This window comes from Rhodopseudomonas palustris (assembly GCF_034479375.1).
In the GTDB taxonomy this organism is placed as follows: domain Bacteria; phylum Pseudomonadota; class Alphaproteobacteria; order Rhizobiales; family Xanthobacteraceae; genus Rhodopseudomonas; species Rhodopseudomonas palustris_M.
Window position 1 is genome coordinate 2,935,262 of record NZ_CP140155.1, and the last position, 15,772, is coordinate 2,951,033.

The 15,772-nt window shown below is 64.3% G+C and carries 17 protein-coding genes; 1 reads left to right on the top strand and 16 read right to left on the bottom strand.

Annotation, left to right across the window (positions count from 1 at the left end):
• The first annotated feature begins 152 nt into the window (after positions 1-152).
• The gene (locus SR870_RS13215) at positions 153-572 is read left to right on the top strand and encodes a c-type cytochrome (RefSeq protein WP_322514016.1); all 420 of its coding nucleotides are present in this window, start codon (positions 153-155) and stop codon (positions 570-572) included.
• A gap of 129 nt (positions 573-701) precedes the next feature.
• Here SR870_RS13215 and SR870_RS13220 read toward each other — a convergent pair whose 3' ends face one another.
• The 16 genes from SR870_RS13220 to SR870_RS13295 all read right to left on the bottom strand — a co-directional run bounded on the left by SR870_RS13220 (position 702) and on the right by SR870_RS13295 (position 15,746).
• Positions 702-977, bottom strand: coding sequence for a hypothetical protein (locus tag SR870_RS13220; protein WP_322514017.1), 276 nt, complete (start codon positions 975-977; stop codon positions 702-704).
• A 42-nt stretch (positions 978-1,019) separates the two neighbouring features.
• Positions 1,020-1,487, bottom strand: a complete 468-nt coding sequence (locus SR870_RS13225) for a TspO/MBR family protein (RefSeq protein WP_322514018.1) — start codon at positions 1,485-1,487, stop codon at positions 1,020-1,022.
• A 16-nt stretch (positions 1,488-1,503) separates the two neighbouring features.
• Positions 1,504-2,706, bottom strand: coding sequence for a geranylgeranyl diphosphate reductase (locus tag SR870_RS13230; RefSeq protein ID WP_322514019.1), 1,203 nt, complete (start codon positions 2,704-2,706; stop codon positions 1,504-1,506).
• Position 2,707: 1 nt separating this feature from the next.
• Entirely contained in the window at positions 2,708-4,051 is a 1,344-nt protein-coding gene (locus SR870_RS13235; protein WP_322514020.1) for a BCD family MFS transporter, read from the bottom strand.
• A 2-nt stretch (positions 4,052-4,053) separates the two neighbouring features.
• Positions 4,054-4,947: a chlorophyll synthase ChlG gene (gene chlG / locus SR870_RS13240; protein ID WP_322514021.1), complete on the bottom strand. Its 894-nt coding sequence runs from the start codon at positions 4,945-4,947 to the stop codon at positions 4,054-4,056.
• Positions 4,948-4,977: 30 nt separating this feature from the next.
• Positions 4,978-6,411, bottom strand: coding sequence for a transcriptional regulator PpsR (gene ppsR, locus SR870_RS13245; protein ID WP_322518268.1), 1,434 nt, complete (start codon positions 6,409-6,411; stop codon positions 4,978-4,980).
• A gap of 306 nt (positions 6,412-6,717) precedes the next feature.
• A complete protein-coding gene (pufM, locus tag SR870_RS13250; RefSeq protein WP_322514022.1) occupies positions 6,718-7,641 on the bottom strand; it encodes a photosynthetic reaction center subunit M in 924 nt (307 codons plus the stop codon).
• Between the two features lie 27 nt (positions 7,642-7,668).
• Positions 7,669-8,502: a photosynthetic reaction center subunit L gene (gene pufL, locus SR870_RS13255; protein WP_322514023.1), complete on the bottom strand. Its 834-nt coding sequence runs from the start codon at positions 8,500-8,502 to the stop codon at positions 7,669-7,671.
• Positions 8,503-8,633: 131 nt separating this feature from the next.
• Complete coding sequence (gene pufA, locus SR870_RS13260; protein ID WP_011442873.1) at positions 8,634-8,813, bottom strand: light-harvesting antenna LH1, alpha subunit; 180 nt, start codon at positions 8,811-8,813, stop codon at positions 8,634-8,636.
• A 12-nt stretch (positions 8,814-8,825) separates the two neighbouring features.
• The gene (gene pufB / locus SR870_RS13265) at positions 8,826-9,023 is read right to left on the bottom strand and encodes a light-harvesting antenna LH1, beta subunit (protein ID WP_322514024.1); all 198 of its coding nucleotides are present in this window, start codon (positions 9,021-9,023) and stop codon (positions 8,826-8,828) included.
• 153 nt (positions 9,024-9,176) lie between these two features.
• Complete coding sequence (locus tag SR870_RS13270; RefSeq protein ID WP_322514025.1) at positions 9,177-9,401, bottom strand: hypothetical protein; 225 nt, start codon at positions 9,399-9,401, stop codon at positions 9,177-9,179.
• 77 nt (positions 9,402-9,478) lie between these two features.
• Positions 9,479-10,930, bottom strand: a complete 1,452-nt coding sequence (bchZ, locus tag SR870_RS13275; protein WP_322514026.1) for a chlorophyllide a reductase subunit Z — start codon at positions 10,928-10,930, stop codon at positions 9,479-9,481.
• The gene (bchY, locus tag SR870_RS13280; protein WP_322514027.1) at positions 10,930-12,573 is read right to left on the bottom strand and encodes a chlorophyllide a reductase subunit Y; all 1,644 of its coding nucleotides are present in this window, start codon (positions 12,571-12,573) and stop codon (positions 10,930-10,932) included. Before bchY ends, bchZ begins: the two co-directional genes overlap by 1 nt.
• A 25-nt stretch (positions 12,574-12,598) precedes the next feature.
• Positions 12,599-13,597 carry a chlorophyllide a reductase iron protein subunit X gene (locus SR870_RS13285; protein WP_322514028.1) on the bottom strand — a complete coding sequence of 333 codons (999 nt, stop codon included), beginning with the start codon at positions 13,595-13,597 and terminating at the stop codon, positions 12,599-12,601.
• The gene (gene bchC / locus SR870_RS13290; protein WP_322514029.1) at positions 13,597-14,535 is read right to left on the bottom strand and encodes a chlorophyll synthesis pathway protein BchC; all 939 of its coding nucleotides are present in this window, start codon (positions 14,533-14,535) and stop codon (positions 13,597-13,599) included. Before bchC ends, SR870_RS13285 begins: the two co-directional genes overlap by 1 nt.
• Before the next feature lie 68 nt (positions 14,536-14,603).
• The gene (locus tag SR870_RS13295) at positions 14,604-15,746 is read right to left on the bottom strand and encodes a methyltransferase (protein WP_322514030.1); all 1,143 of its coding nucleotides are present in this window, start codon (positions 15,744-15,746) and stop codon (positions 14,604-14,606) included.
• Between the last annotated feature and the right edge of the window lie 26 nt (positions 15,747-15,772).

The following is a 15,772-nucleotide window of genomic DNA, read 5'->3' on the forward strand; positions in this document are numbered from 1 at the left end:
GATAACCGGCGAATACTTCGTACGGAGAGGCACACCCATTGTCAGAATTGCTTTACAGGCCACTTTAGAACGGGTTTGGATAGGGTTGATGCCCGGCCCCCCCAGAGGGTCTGATTCCGTTGGGCGTAACGACGAGATCTATGGAGAGAGACGTGGTCCGAAAATTTCTCGCAATTGTCACCATCACCGCTGCCGCAGGATCTCTGTCGACAGGTATTGCCTCCGCGCAGGACGCCGCCAAGGGCGAAGCGGTGTTCAAGCAGTGCATGACCTGCCATCGTGCCGACAAGAACATGGTCGGACCTGCCCTCGGCGGCGCCGTCGGTCGTAAGGCAGGCACAGCTCCGGGATTCACCTATTCGCCGCTGAACCACAATTCGGGTGAAGCCGGCTTGGTCTGGACCCAGGAGAACATCATCGCCTATCTGCCGGATCCGAATGCCTTCTTGAAGAAGTTCCTCACCGACAAGGGCCAGGCCGACAAGGCCACCGGTTCGACCAAGATGACCTTCAAGCTGGCCAATGAGCAACAGCGCAAGGATGTCGCCGCATATCTTGCGACGCTCAAGTAAGCCCGACTGATCTCCCTGAATTGTCGCTGCTGACGCGAAAGCTCTGGTTCTGATCCTCAGAACCGGAGCTTTTGCTTTCTGCCCTGTGCCGGGTTCGTCGACCCGACGCGCGGCCCAGCCTGAAGGCGCTCAATTCCGCCAGCGTCGGCGGACGTCGATCAGGTGGGCCAATCCCGCCGCCATCAGGCAAAGCGTCGGCGCCAACCACCCCGCCCCGGCGAGCACGGCGCGCAGTGCCAGCAGCATCAGGGCGCCCGAAATCATACCGGGCAGGAAATCGGCCGGCGCGATGCCCCGCTTCTTCCACAACCAATAGCCGACGACGACGAACGCCTCGAGAACCAGCACGATCAGCACGGCATCGACGACAACGCCGCGCGTGAACAGATCCGACATCATCGACATGAAGAACACCAGCGAGACAGGGCTATTCGCGTAATCAGACGATCAGGAGAACGGTGCGTTGAGTTGCACCACGGTCCAGTTCAGATAGGCCGCGAAGCTGACCCAGAGCAGATACGGCACCAGATAGTAGCTCGCAGTCCGGGCGCGGCGCCAGAACACCACGATTCCGACCAGCACCGACAGCCACAGCAGCGGCACCTCGAGCAGCGCCCAGTCCGGTCGCTGCACGGTGAAGAACAGCATGCTCCACAGCAGATTGAAGAAGCCGTTGGCGGCGAAAACGCCGACCACCCATTCGCGCTGCGCCCGGGTGCGGGCGCCGCGCCAGGCGTGGACGGCGGACATCGCGGCGAGCGCAAAGATCACCGTCCAGGCCGGACCGAACGCCCAGTCCGGCGGCTGCCACCACGGCTTGATCAGGCTCTGATACCAGATACCCGTGTCGGTCAAAGATCCGCCGAGCAGCCCGACAAGGATCGCGACGGCGAAGGCGACGAAAATCGGATTCAAGTCGAACCTGCAGAGATTACACCGAAGCCAGGCCGGTCATGTGAGCCAGATTCTTGAAGAAAATCCGGACATGGGCGATCGGCTTGGCACGGACCAGTTTCTTGTTCATGTAGGCGTCCCAGGTCAGCTTCTGGACGTCGTGATCACGGCAGATATTGACGAATTGCTCGCGACGCTTATCGCTGGCGTACCAGTACCACTGCATCAGGCCGAGGATCCGGAACACCGAGCCGTTCGCACGCATGAATCGCTTGCGCGCCAGCTTCAGCGCCTTGGCGTCGGCAGTCTCGAGGAATTCGCCGACCGCCTCCGCGGCGAGGCGGCCGCCGACCAGTGCGTAGTAAATCCCCTCGCCGGAAGCGGGCGCGACCACGCCGGCGGCGTCGCCGGCCAGCAGCACGCTATGGCCGTCGTCCCAGCGCGGCAGCGGATGCAGCGGAATCGGAGCGCCTTCCTTGCGGATGGTCTCGACCTCGTCGAGCCCGGTCGCCTTGCGCAATTCGGCGACCGAATCGCGCAGCGAGAAGCCCTTGTGCATCGAGCCGGTGCCGACGCTGACGGTGTCGCCATGGGGGAATACCCAGCCGTAGAAATCCGGCGAGACCTTGCCCTGATAGTAGACGTCGCAGCGCCGGCTCTCGTAGGCGGCCTGGCCCGGCTGCGGCGCCTTGATGATCTCGTGATAGGCGAACACGAACGGCGCCCGGTCGGCGTCCGGCAGAAACTGCCGCGCCACGCCCGACACCGCGCCATCGGCGCCGATGATCGCCCGCGCCCGGACCGTCTGCTCCTGCATGGTGCCGTCGGGCTGGCGCTCCTCGTAGTGGACGATGTTGACGCCGCTCTCGTCGCGCGTATAGCGCCGGAACAAGCCGGTGCGGCGCTCGGCGCCGACGCTCGCGGCGCGCTGGCGCAGCCATTCGTCGAAATGCTCGCGATCGACCATGCCGACGAAGCCGCCGTCGATCGGCATGTCGACCTCGACATCGGTCGGCGATATCATCCGCGCGGCATTGATCTTGGCGACCAGCATGCCGTCGGGGATCGCGAAATCGCGGATCGCCCGCGGCGGGATCGCGCCGCCGCAAGGCTTGATGCGACCGGCGCGGTCGAGCAGCACGACGCGCTTGCCGGCCCGTGCGAGATCGCAGGCCGCAGTGGCGCCGGACGGACCGCCGCCGACAACGACGACATCGTAGATCGCGGAATTCTCGTTCATCTCAACCTCCCGCAACTGCAGCATTGGACAGATCGACGACTTGGCCCCCACTCTTGGCGGAGCGGATCTGGGCGCGATGCACCCACACCGCCATCGCCGCGGAGGCAATGAACAGCCCGGCTTCGGCAGCGAACACCGAAGCATAAGACAGCGCCGGCGACGTCAGGATGAAGCGCGCAACGTCGCTCGCCAGCGTGCCGACGAATCCACCGATGCCGAAGGCGATCGCCTGCGCCGCGCCCCACAAACCCATGCGGACGCCTTCGCGCTTCTCGCCACCGGCGGTGACCAGCTCCATCATCGAGCCGATCGCCGCGACCGCATAGGCGCCGTTGGTGACGCCGAGCAGGAACACGGTCTCGCGCAGCGGCCAGGACGGACCGACCATTGCGGCGGTCGACAGGCCCAGCAACGCGATCGCCGAGGCGATGCAACCGCCGACGGTCCAGATCTGCAAATTGCCGCGCGAGCGGGGAAACAGCGCGCCGATCAACGGCACCAGAGCCATGCCGATCAGCGTGCCGCCATGCTGTACGCTCGACAACTTGGTGGTCTCGCCCGGCGTAAAGCCGAACACCGTGCCGGCGAACGGCTCCAGGATCAGGTCCTGTGCGCTGTAGGCGAGCATCGACACGAACACGAAGATCGCGAACCGTCGCGCCTGCGGCTCGGCCCAGACTTCCTTGAACGCGGCGCGGAACGAGCCCTTGTCGGCCGCCTGCTTTGCCACCGCCGCCGCCGAGGCGGCCTTGCCTTCGATGCCCCAGACGCCGACCACAGTGAGCAGCATCGCGATCAGCGACACCCCGCCCGAGACCGCGACCAGACGGGCCGGCGAGAACGGATCGAGCAGATGGCCAGCGAAGCCGGTGGTGACGATGAAGCCCGCGATCATCATCACCCAGACGATGGTCGCCGCCGCCGCGCGTCGGCGCTCGTCGGTGCGCTTGGCGAGCAGCACCAGCAGCGAGGTTCCGGCGGCGCCGACGCCGCCGCCGATCAGGCAGAACGCGACGATGGCCAGCGCCACGCCGAACAAAGGCTGGGTGCTCATCCATGCGGTCGCGACCGCGGCGAGGAAGCCGCCGAGCGCCAGAACCGCCATCCCGCCGATGATCCACGGCGTCCGCCGCGCTCCGCGGTCGGAGCCATGGCCCCAGGCCGGGCGAAACACCTGCAGCGCGTAGTGAATCGCGACCAGCGCCCCCGGCAGCATCGCCGGCAGCGCCAACTCCACTACCATCACGCGGTTCAGGGTCGACGTGGTGAGGACCACGATGGAACCGAGACCGGTCTGCACCAGACCCATTCGGACAATGCCGAGCCAGGACAGCGGTCGCATCATGATCACGCCCCTCCGATCGATGACAGCGCAAAGGCGCTGATCAGCATGCCGAGCACATAGCTCGACACGCCCGTGCCATTGTACCACGGCGCGCGGTCGCGCGGGGCTTTCAACATGTGCGCCATGAAGCCGAGCTGCAGCACGAGCAGCGCGGAGACGGCGATCGCGAAATACGGCCGGTCCCACGCGAACAGCAGCGAGACGACGACGAGTTGCGGAACCGCCATCACCACACAGGCGAGCCGGGCCGCGTTCTCGGCGCCGAGCAGCACCGGCAGCGAATTGACGCCCATTTTCTTGTCGCCGTCGATCGCTTTGAAGTCGTTGAGCGTCATGATGCCGTGCGCGCCGAGACCGTACAGCAGCGCGACGACGATGACGCGCCAGTCGGGAATCGCAGCCGACATCACCGCGGCGCCGGTGAACCATGGCAGACTCTCGTAAGCAAGACCGCAGGCGGCGTTGCCAAGCCAACCGTTCTGCTTCAGCCGGATCGGCGGCATGCTGTAGGCCCAAGCCATCACCAGGCCGAGCGCCGCGGCAGCGAACACCCATGGACCGAGCGCGGCGGCCAGCAGCATCGACAGCACCGACCAGCAGATCGCGATGTAGAGACCCCAGTTGCCCGGAATTCGCCCCGATGGAATCGGACGGTTCGGCTCGTTGATGGCGTCGACGTGGCGATCGTACCAGTCATTCACAGCCTGACTCATGCCGCACAGCATCGGACCGGCCAGGACGATACCGGCGATCACCAGCGGCCAGCGCTCCGATAGCGGCGCTCCGGACGACACCACGCCGCAGCCGAACGCCCACATCGGCGGAAACCAGGTGATCGGCTTGAGCAATTCGAGCACGTCGGCCGGGGCCGGGCGCGCGACCACTGCGTTGCTCATCGGCTCACTCATGATCGTTGCACGCGGGTACTATTCATCGGCAGCCTCTCCTTCCGGCGCATGTTCAGCAAGGCCGTAGCGGCGCAGTTTCACATACAGGCTTTGACGGCTGAGGCCGAGCATATCGGCGGCTGACGCCCGGTTGTCGCCAGTCAGTTCCAGCGCCGCCTCGATCGACAGCTTTTCGATCACGTCGGTGGTTTCGCGCACCAGATCGCGCAGCGGAACCCGGCCGATCAGTTCGGTGAGCTGGGCCACCGAGCGCGGAAGTTCGCGCTTCGAGCTCGGCGACGAGGGCAACCGCTTCTCGACGTTGCGGATCGCGAAGCCGAAGCAAGGCTTGTCCTCGATGTCGTTCAGCGCGACCGCCGAGACCTCGACTTCGGCTGCGGCGCCGTATTCGCCCCGCAGCACGGTCGCGAACAGCTTGATCGTGCCGCTCTGCCGCAGGTTGGCCAGCGCCACGCTGAGATCGACGCCGGTGCGGCCGAGCCATCGGTCGAGCAATTGGCCGCGCGCCTGTTCGGCGCTACCGAGTTGCGCCATTTCCAGGAAGGCGAGATTGGCCCGCACCAGGCGACCGTCGAACTGGGTAATGGCGAGCGCGTCGGCGGCGGATTCGAAGTATTTCAGCAGCAGTGACGCGTTCTTGGCCGCACCGCTCTCCGGCATAGCCGATTGCGAGGTCAGGCGAACCAGGAACAGCGAAGCGTTCTCCTGCCTGAACAACGACGCAGCCAATTCACATTCGCGGCCACTGCTGGCGAGTCGCACTTTCGCTCGGCCGTCCCGCCCGGTGGAGCGGACCTCGCCGAACAGTTTCAGCACGTTCTGCTGGTCTGCGCCGCCGAAATGACCGGCGACGGCGGAATTCAGCGTCTGCGCCGCGGTCGTGTCGAACAGCGCCAACGTCGCCGGGTTGGCGTCGACAATCATTTCGCTGGTCGCATCGACGATCATGACGGCTTCCGAAGAGACCTGAAACAGCAACCGGTAGCGCGTTTCAGCGTGCCGCAGCCGAATGTAGTCTCGCTCCATCGACTGCTGCGCGTTGATTAGACGCTGCTGCATCATCGCGAGTTGACGCAGATCACGGCCGACCACCAGCAGGCGATCGTCACGACCATAATTAATGGCGGAGTACAGCACCGGCACGTCGTCGCCGCCCGGCGAGGGATGATTGACCTGACGCCAAGTCGAAGCGTCACGCACGGTGGCGTCGAGCAATAATTCGCGAATTTTCGGCTGGGTGTCCGAGGTCACGATATCGACCAGCCTGGATCCGAGCCAGCGGCCCTGACCGTCCAGTTCGAGCGCCAGCTCGTCCTTGTTGAACGCCACATCCCGGATCACGCCTTGCGCGTCGACCACCAGCGCGACGTCGGTCGCAGCGGCGATCAGCTTCGCGGCGGACTGGGCACCGAGATCCCCCAGCGACTCCTTCGGAGATTTGAACACTTGCACCAGGGCAAATATCCTCCTGCAAAAACCCGTCCCCCACTCCGGCGTCTGCGTCCAATCAAGTCGGGTCTTTTGACTGATCCGGAGCCCTCTGCGTGGTTCCGAGTCGTTGTTGACGAGCTTGTTGTTGGCCTGACAGGCGCGGGTGGGAAGGGTTTCCTTTACCGCACATCTTTGCAAACGTCATTACCGGCAGGAAAAACTTCTCTCGGGCGACACTTATCTGGGGGGGGCGGAAAGTAGCAGCGCACGCCTGATCGAATCTTCACAATCAGGCGTGCGCGATTTGTCGTCTGGATGTCGGGTCGATTAGCGCGGCGGAGCGAGGCCGTGCTTCACACCCCAGTCGAACCAGTTGTCCACAACCGGACCGGTGAGAATGATGCCGATGGCGCCCGTCAACGGGGTGAGCACGGCGAACCACCAAGCCCAGCGATGGATCGATTCGGCCGTCGCATTGAAGCCCATCGTCCAGCGCCAGAACAGAGCAGCGCGTTCAAGTGCGGTACCGCGGTCCAGCATCTGCTCGATTTCACGCTCGCCGCCGTAGCGGCTCACAGCCAGGATGGTCGCACCATGCATCGCGAACAGCAGGGCCGAGCCATACAGGAAGGCGATCGAGAGACAGTGGAAGGGGTTGTAGTAGAGGTTGCCGTACTTGATCGAGAAGTTGTTCGTCCAGTCGAGGTGCGGGAAGACGCCGAACGGAGGAGCTTCGCTCCAGGTGCCCATCAACAGCGGCTGAATGAAGCCGATGGCGAGGTACAGCAGGATCGCCGAAGCGAACGCCCACGACACATGGGTGCCCATCCCGAGCGCCCGAGCGCGGCGATAGGTGCGAACCCACCAGAGCACGATCGAGACGGTCAGGAAGAAGCCGGCCATCAGCCACCAGCCGCCTTCCTTCAGCGGCGGAATCGACAGGCCGTATTCGGGCTTCGGCGGCTCGAGCGCGAGCCAGCAGAACTGGCGCAGGAATTCGATCGGGCTCCAGTCCACCGCCGCCAGCATGTTGAGACCGATGATCTCGATCGCAACGAAGCCGCACAGCACCGAGCAGATCCCGGTGAACCCGAGATAAATCGGGCCCACCTGCGCATCACCGAGCTTACCAAGCCAGTAGCTGAAGGTGGTCTTGGTCTCACGGGGGGAGCTGCCGGGTCGTAGCGGCACCCCCGCATAGGCAGGTCCTTCAACCTGGACCTGTGTGAAGATGTTCTGATATTGGGCCATGACAAGACTCTCTTGTGACCGGTTGAATTACGAATTCCAGATCGGCAGGGTGCGCCACCAATTCCACCAATCCGGCCACGAACCACCTTCGGCGAGCACAGGACCGCTGATAATCATGCAGACCGCGCTGAAGAACACAGCCGCGAGAGCCAGGAACAGGCCGAGGCGGTGAATACCGATGGTACCGATCGAATAGCCGACGAGATCGCGGAAGATGGTGTTCTCGTGCTCGGGCGATTTGACGGGCTCGCCACGGTCCGGATTGAGGGCCGACAGAACAAGGCCGCCATGCAGCGCCAGCGCCAGACATGTCGTGAAGAAGAAGGTGATCGCGATCATGTGTGCGGGATTGTAGTGGAACTGGCCGTAGGCGTAGCCCGTGTTCGACACCCAATCGAGATGCGTGAAGATGCCGTAGGGAAAGCCGTAGCTCCAGGAGCCCATCAAAACCGGGCGGATCACCACCAGAGAGAGATATGCGAAGATCGCGAAGCTGAAAGCGAACGGCACGTGATAGCCGATGCCGAGCTTGCGGCAGATCTCGACTTCGCGCAGGGCCCAGGCGACGAACGCGCCGGTTGCGAAGATCGTGACCCATTGCCAGATTCCGCCCTCAGTAAGCGGGGCGAAGCCGAGGCCGTATTTTACATCCGGCGGATTGACGCTGATCTGCCAAAGGACCCAGGTCGGGCCCATCGCCGTATTCCAGATAATCAGTGCGGTTCCCATGAGCGCGCAGAAAACCGTCGCGACACCGAAGAACCCGACGTAAAACGGGCCAACCCAAAAATCGAACAGGTCGCCCCCGATTAGCGTTCCGCCACGAACGCGGTATTTTTTCTCAAAGCTGAGCATTGCCATCGATCGTTCCTCCGCGAGCGCGCCAGGGATAATCCATCGTAGTGATCCAGTTCTGATCGCTTCCCGGAAGCGGACGAGCCCGGCAGTTGGGTCCGTTTCCCGTCCGTTCCGGTAAGCAGTTCATCACGCCGTTAGACGGGCATGCTGGTGTAGGTCTGGGAGATCTCAGCCGTCTTCTTCGGGCCATCCAGCCAGTTGAACCGGCTGGTGCTCAGCAGGATGAAGTGGATGATGATGGCCAGGCCGAACAGAAACACGAACAGCAGGACCAGCGCGCGACGCGGATCAAACAGAAGCCAAATTCGCCACATAGTAGTCTCCCCTTAGCACAGATACGAAGTCAGTTGATGAACGCTGTCCATCGCGTAGCCGGTTGCCTTGGGCAGCCACGGACGCCACATCCAAGCAAGGATGTGAGCAACAACAGCAACCACGATGAAGAGGAAGAAGCTCGTCACGAAGATCGAGTGGAATTCCTTGGCTTCCGCTTCGGAAAGTCCCGAGATGGAACCGTCACTCATTTGGTACACCTCCTAGTGATGGCCTTTCGGCCGACACGCCGCCCAAGATCGCGGGCGGCCAACGATTGCCGTATCGTTTCCGAAACGACAGCGAGTTACCGTTTCGTTTCCGAGACGGCAGTGTTCCGTCCGGCAAGCCGGACGAAATTCGAATTACATTCCCATGAACGACGAAGTGACCATCACGCTCGCGGCGTTGTGGGCTTCACCGAACACCGATTCGTGCTGTCCAGACCGCTTGCGCCACGGCATCGCCCGCGTCACGATCGCCCGGATCAGGAACAAGACGTAGCAGCCGCCGAACATCAACCGGCACTCGATCGCGGCGTTATCCTGGAGCAACCTCGAGCGACTGCCGGTGTGGACGTAGTCGGACATCGTTCATCTCCTCAGTCTTGGATTGCGCATATTTGGTCGCGACATTGTGATGCGCATTGTTCTAGCTCAAATCATCGTTACACAGTCTGCCCGTCCATCAGCGCGGCACGCGCTTTCGAGACGAATTCTTCAGTCACACGCTCCTGGCCGGCGCGGCGCGCGCTGTTTTCGGCGGCATCGCGCAAGCGCTTCGCTGCGGAGATTCGCACCAGCACCGGATGAGCTTCGAGAACCTCGTCGAGCAGCGCCTTGGCTTCGTCGCTCCAGAGCAGCTCTTCGTGGCGGCGCGCGGGGGTCGGATCGACCCGATCGAGATCGCTGCCGAGCGGCAGGATGTTGAACAGCGCATCGAACAGCGCGTTGCAGACCTCCTGCACCAGATAGGTCGCTCCCGAGTAACCCATGAAGGGCGTACCGAGGTGGCGGCGAATCACAGCGCCGGGGAACGACGCAGGGATGTAGATCGCGCGCGAGCCGGATTCGGCCAGATACATTCTTTCGTTGTAGCTGCCGAACATGATCAGCGGCGGCGTCTGCCGAATCGCGGTGCGGACCGCGTCGTTGTCCGGCTTGACGCCGGCCCTGCGCGACACAGCGAAGGTGCAGGGCAACCCCATCTCGGTTTCGAGAAAATTCTGCACGCCGCGGGCGTAAGTATCGGTCGCGACGATCGCGAAGCTCGCGGTGCCGAAGAAGTCCTGGGTCACCGAGCGCCACAGATCCCACAGCGGCTTGATCGTGGTGTTCTTCTCGCGCTCGATGAACGGCTCCGGATCGAGGCCGGTGAGTTCGCCGAGCTTGCGCAGGAAGCGCGTGGTCGAATGCAGTCCGATCGGTGCCTGCAGATACGGCCGCTCCAGCGCCTCGCACAACAGCCGGCCGAATTCGCGATACATGCAGACGTTGACGTCGGCATTCACCAGTTTCGGAATGTCGGACAGGTGCGTTCCGAGCGGAAACACCATGTTGACGTCGGCGCCGATGCCTTGGATCAGGCGGCGGATCTCCGCGAGGTCGGACGGCATGTTGAAGGTGCCGTAGATCGGGCCGATGATGTTGACCCGCGGCTTGACGTCCGGCGAGAGCGGCTTGCGCTCCGGAATCTTCTTCGGGCCGTATTCTTTCCACAGCCAGGAGATCGCGCGATCGGCGCTCTGCCACTGGTCCTCGTCGATGGTGCGCGGCAGGAAGCGCTTGATGCCGGTGCCTTCGGGCGTGACGCCGCCGCCGATCATCTCGGCGATCGAGCCGGTCACCACCACCGCGGGCATGAACGGGTCGAGCGTGCGATGCGCGCGCTTCATCGCGCCTTCGGTGCCGAGCTTGCCGAGTTCGTCTTCGCCGAGACCGGTGACGACGATCGGCAGTTCGTGCGGCGGCAGCGCGTCGGTGTAATGCAGCACCGAGGTCACCGGCAGGTTCTCGCAGCCGACCGGGCCATCGATGATCACCTGCAGGCCCTTCACCGCGGTGAAGGCATAGACGGCGCCCCAATAGCCGCCGGCTCGATCATGATCGAGGACAAGCATCAGATCATCTCCTCCGCCTTGCGCTTCTTGGCTGCGGCTTCGATCTGCTTCCTGTATTTCTCGCGGAACGCCGGGTTGTCTTTCGGCGTGTCTTCCCAGACGCCCGCCGCATAGCCCTGCCCGACCTCGCCGAAGAATTCCTTCATCTCATCGAAGCGCGCCTGATTGGCGAGCGCGGCATTGACCACCTGCGCCAGCGAACCGGCGCCGGCGACGCCGAACAGCGGCCGCGCCGAGATCAGATTGGTGAAGTACAAGGCCGGGATCGCCATGGTCTTGGCCTTCTGCACCACCGGCGTGGTGCCGATCGCCAGATCCGGCTTGAATTCGTCGATCGCCGCATAATCGTGCTGCAGCGAAGCCCGGTACTGAACCCTGACGCCCTTGGCCTCGAGCCATTCGCGATCCGGCTCCGACCATTGCGTGCGCGGCGCCGCGGTGCCGACATAGGGCACCCGCGCGCCGCTCTCGATCAGCAGCCGGGCGACCAGCAGCTCGGAGCCCTCGTAGCCCGAGACGGTGATGCGCGCGTCGATCGGCTTGGCGGCCAGCGCCGCCTTGATGGCGGGCAGGAAGCGGTTCTTGGCGGCGTCGATCTTGGCGCGTTCCACGTTGCAGGCGGCGCCGATCGCTTCCAGCCAGGCCTCGGTGCCGTCGTGGCCCACCGGCGCGGAGCCCACGGTCTTGCGGCCGGCGAGATCGAACTGGCGGATGCAGGCGGTGTAGAACGGATGAATGGCGGCAACGACCTGGCAGTCCAGCGCGGCATACAGCTCACGCCATTCGCGGGTCGGCACCACCGGTCCGGCGGCAAGGCCGAGCGGCTCCAGCATCATGTTGATGCCGACCGGATCGGCCGGAAACATTTCGCCGAGCAGCGTCACGGTCGGCCGCTCGCTGCGGCCGCCGCGCGGCGCCTGCACCGGGCCCTGCTCCGCTTCCTTGCGGGCGTATTCCAGCATCGCCGCGGACAACACATCCTTGGCTTCCGCGTGGGTCGGAACCCCGAAGCCCGGCACGTCGATGCCGATGATGCGGACGCCGTTGATCTCGTTCGGCAGCAGATCGAGCGGCACGCCGGATGCGGTCGGCACGCAGAGATTGGTGATGATGATGGTGTCGTAATGCTCGGGATCGGCGAGCTTGAACACGGCTTCGCGGATGTCCTCGAACAGCTTGCCGGTCACCAGTGTCTCGGAATTGAACGGGACGTAGCCGACGGTGCGGCGCGCGCCGTAGAAATGCGACGTGAATGTCAGGCCGTAGACGCAGCAGGCCGAGCCGGACAGGATGGTGGCGGTGCGCCGCATCCGCAGGCCGACGCGCAGACTGCCGAACGCCGGGCACATGCTCTGCGGCTGATCGTGCGGCCCCTTCGGATAATCTTGCGCGTAGCGTTCGAGAATTTCGCTTTTGCCGGCGCTTTCGGCGGCGGCCTTCATCTCCGCTGCCCCGGCATGGCAACCGAGGCCATCGGCCTTGGTCGCCGCTGCGTTGATGGCGGGCGCGGCGCTGTCGGTCGCGGCCTTGGTGCTGTCGGTTGAAGCCGCAGCACCGTCAGCCTCCGTCGCGACATCGACCTCAGCAGGATCGCTGACGATCGACTCGCCGATCGGACCGGAATAGCGGGGCATGACGTTCATGACGAACTCCCGAACACGCTGTGGCTCACACCGCGTCGTAGATCACTTCGAGCGACGGCTTGTTCAGCACCGAGGCACCGCACATGTCTTCGATCGTGGCCGGCAGCAGCACGACGTCACGACCGGTGATGTCGCTGGTGAAAAGCCCGAGCAGTCCGTCCTGAGTAAGCGGGGTCGGACGAACCGGCGGCGCGGTGGCGACATTCGCCGCCAGCGCCTCGAACAGCGAGCCCCACTCGCCATCGGGCTTGCCGATGATCTCGTAGTTGGCGCTCTTCTTGCGGATGTCGTCGTCGGCCGGGATCGCCGACAGCACGGGAATGCCAGCCGCGTTCGCGAAGGCCTGCGCCTCGCCGGTGCCGTCGTCCTTGTTGATGACCATGCCGGCGACGCCGACATTGCCGCCGAGCTTGCGGAAGTACTCGACCGCGGAGCAGACGTTGTTGGCGACATACAGCGACTGCAGATCGTTCGACGCGACCACGATCACCTTCTGGCACATGTCGCGCGCGATCGGCAGGCCGAAGCCGCCGCACACCACGTCGCCGAGGAAGTCGAGCAGCACGTAATCGAAGCCCCACTCGTGGAAGCCGAGCTTCTCGAGCAGTTCGAAGCCGTGAATGATGCCGCGTCCGCCGCAGCCGCGGCCGACTTCGGGGCCGCCGAGTTCCATCGCGAACACGCCGTCGCGCTTGAAGCAGACGTCGCCGATCTTCACTTCCTCGCCGGCGAGCTTCTTCTTCGACGAGGTCTCGATGATGGTCGGGCAGGCTTTGCCGCCGAACAGCAGAGATGTGGTGTCGCTCTTCGGATCGCAGCCGATCAGCAGCACTTTCTTGCCCTGCTGCGCCATCATGTAGGACAGGTTGGCGAGCGTGAAGCTCTTGCCGATACCGCCCTTGCCGTAGATCGCGATAATCTGGGTTTCTTTCGTGACGGGTGTCGTCACCGGGGCGTCGGGCTCGATCGACGCCTCGGTCCGGAGTTGTGCGTCTTGCAGGTTGATCTGCGGAACGACGTTCATCAGCGCAATCTCCAGTTCAGAACCATTTTCAGACAGGCGGGGTCTTCGAAGGCGATGCGGTAGGCGTCAGGGGCGGAGGCCGCTTCCTGATGGTGAGTGATCAGTCCGTCGAGCGAGAGCTTGCCGGAATCGATCAGCGCCTTGGTTGCGCCGATGTCCGCCGGCTGCCATTCCGCCGCGATCCGGATCCGGGCTTCGCGCATGAAGGCCGGCGGGAACGCGAACGACAGCGGCTCGCTATAAAAGCCAGCCAGCACGATCTCGCCGGTCGGGGCGATGCGGCAGATCAAAGAGTCGAGCAGTTTCGGATCGCCGCTGACGTCGTAGATGCTCTTGTAATCACGGCGCTGGTCGGTCTCGGGATCGATCACGTCGTAGCCTAAGGCACCGCCGCTGCGGATCGGGTTTTTCTCCCACACCACCGGGGGCGGGTTGCCGAGCGCGATCGAAATCCGCGCCAGCAGCCGCCCGAGGACGCCGTGACCGACGATGCAGTCCGGCGGCGCTGCGTTGCGCGCGGCGATCGCATGATAAGCGGTAGCGGCAAGCGCTATCAGGATACCGCGTTCGCCGAGCTGCTGATCCAGCGGCACGACGCGCTTGGCGGGGACGACGAGACGCGAGGCCGAGGCGCCGAACAGGCCGCGAACTTCGCCGAAACATTTCGCGCCGGGCACGAATACCATCTGGCCGGGCTGCAGATCGGTCGCCGATCCGGCCTCGACCACTTCGCCCACGGACTCGTAGCCGGGCACCAGCGGGTACCCCATTCCGGGGAACGACGGCATCCGGCCGGACCATAACAGCCGCTCGGTACCGGTGCTGACACCGCTCCAGGCAACATCGACGACAACGTCATCTGCCGTCGGGGCCGTGAGGGCCAGGCGACTGAGTTCGACGTGTTGTGGTTGCTTGAGTACGACCGCGATGGTGTCCATCGCTCACTCCAAATCTCGGCGACAGGCACTAGCCGCCGAGTGTCATGCTAAACTGACGGACGTCAGTGTCAAGCCAGATTAACACATTTGGAGGACTTGATTGCGGTAATTACGGAGGCAACCATCGGCATCGGCACAGGATGAAGCTCGATTTCCTCGAATCCCGCGCGCTCTAGCAGCGCTTTCAGCCGCCCGAATGTCCTGGCTTTACCGGTTCCCATCGTCCTCAGATAAAAAGCGAAATAGGCGTCCGAGATCGATTCGGTGCCAGGGAGGCCGGCGATTGGCTCGGCGATCAGGAGTTTTCCCCGCTCGGGCAGAGCGCAGTGCACTGCGCGCAACAGCGCGGCGACGACCTCGTCGTCGTGGTCGTGGATGACCCGGACGAGGGAGATGATATCGGCGCCTTCGGGCAGCGGGTCGGTGCGGAAGCTGCCGCCGATCGCGGTCGCCCGCTCGGCCAGGCCGTCGGCTGCGAAGCGTTCGGCCGCCTTCGCGGCGACGGCGGGGAGATCGAACAGGATGCAGCGCAGTTCGGGAGTCTGCGCGGCGACCGCCGACAGGAACGAACCGTCGCCGCCGCCGACGTCGAGCAGGCAGCGATGAGTGCGGAAGGAGAAGACGTGCAGCACTTCGCGCGCGATCATCGGCTGCGACGCCGCCATCAGCCCGGTGTAGGAGGCGACCTGCTCCGGGCTCAGCTCGGACGGCCGCTCGCCGCGGACATAGGCCCAGTAGGCGGCGAGTTCGCCGCCGCCGCGCGGGCCGCGCAGCAGCGCGACCGGATCGGCGAGGTCGCGATACAGCATCGCGTGATGCTCGACCATCGCCAGCACGCCGCGATTGCCGCACAGCTCGGCGCCGAGCTGGCCGAGGCCATAGCGGCCTTCGCTGCGCGGCTGCACCAGCTTCAGCGCGATCGCCGCATCGAGCAGCATCTGCATCGATTCGCGCGGCAGTTCGCATCGCACCGACAATTCGTCGACGGTGGCGGGCCGTTCGGCGATCAGGTCGAACAGCCGCAACTGCACGCAGGCGAGCAGGATCTGGGAGTAGACGAAGCCGGCGACCAAATCGAACATAGCGGCAGCGCGGCGGCGCGCGACAGGCCGCATCAGCGGAAACACCGCGGCGAAGCGCTGAAACCGAGGGTTCGACAACACTGAATCGCGCCAGCCGAGCAGCCGGTCACGCAGGCTCAAGGAGTTCATCGTTCCTGCTACCACCGGCCGGCCGC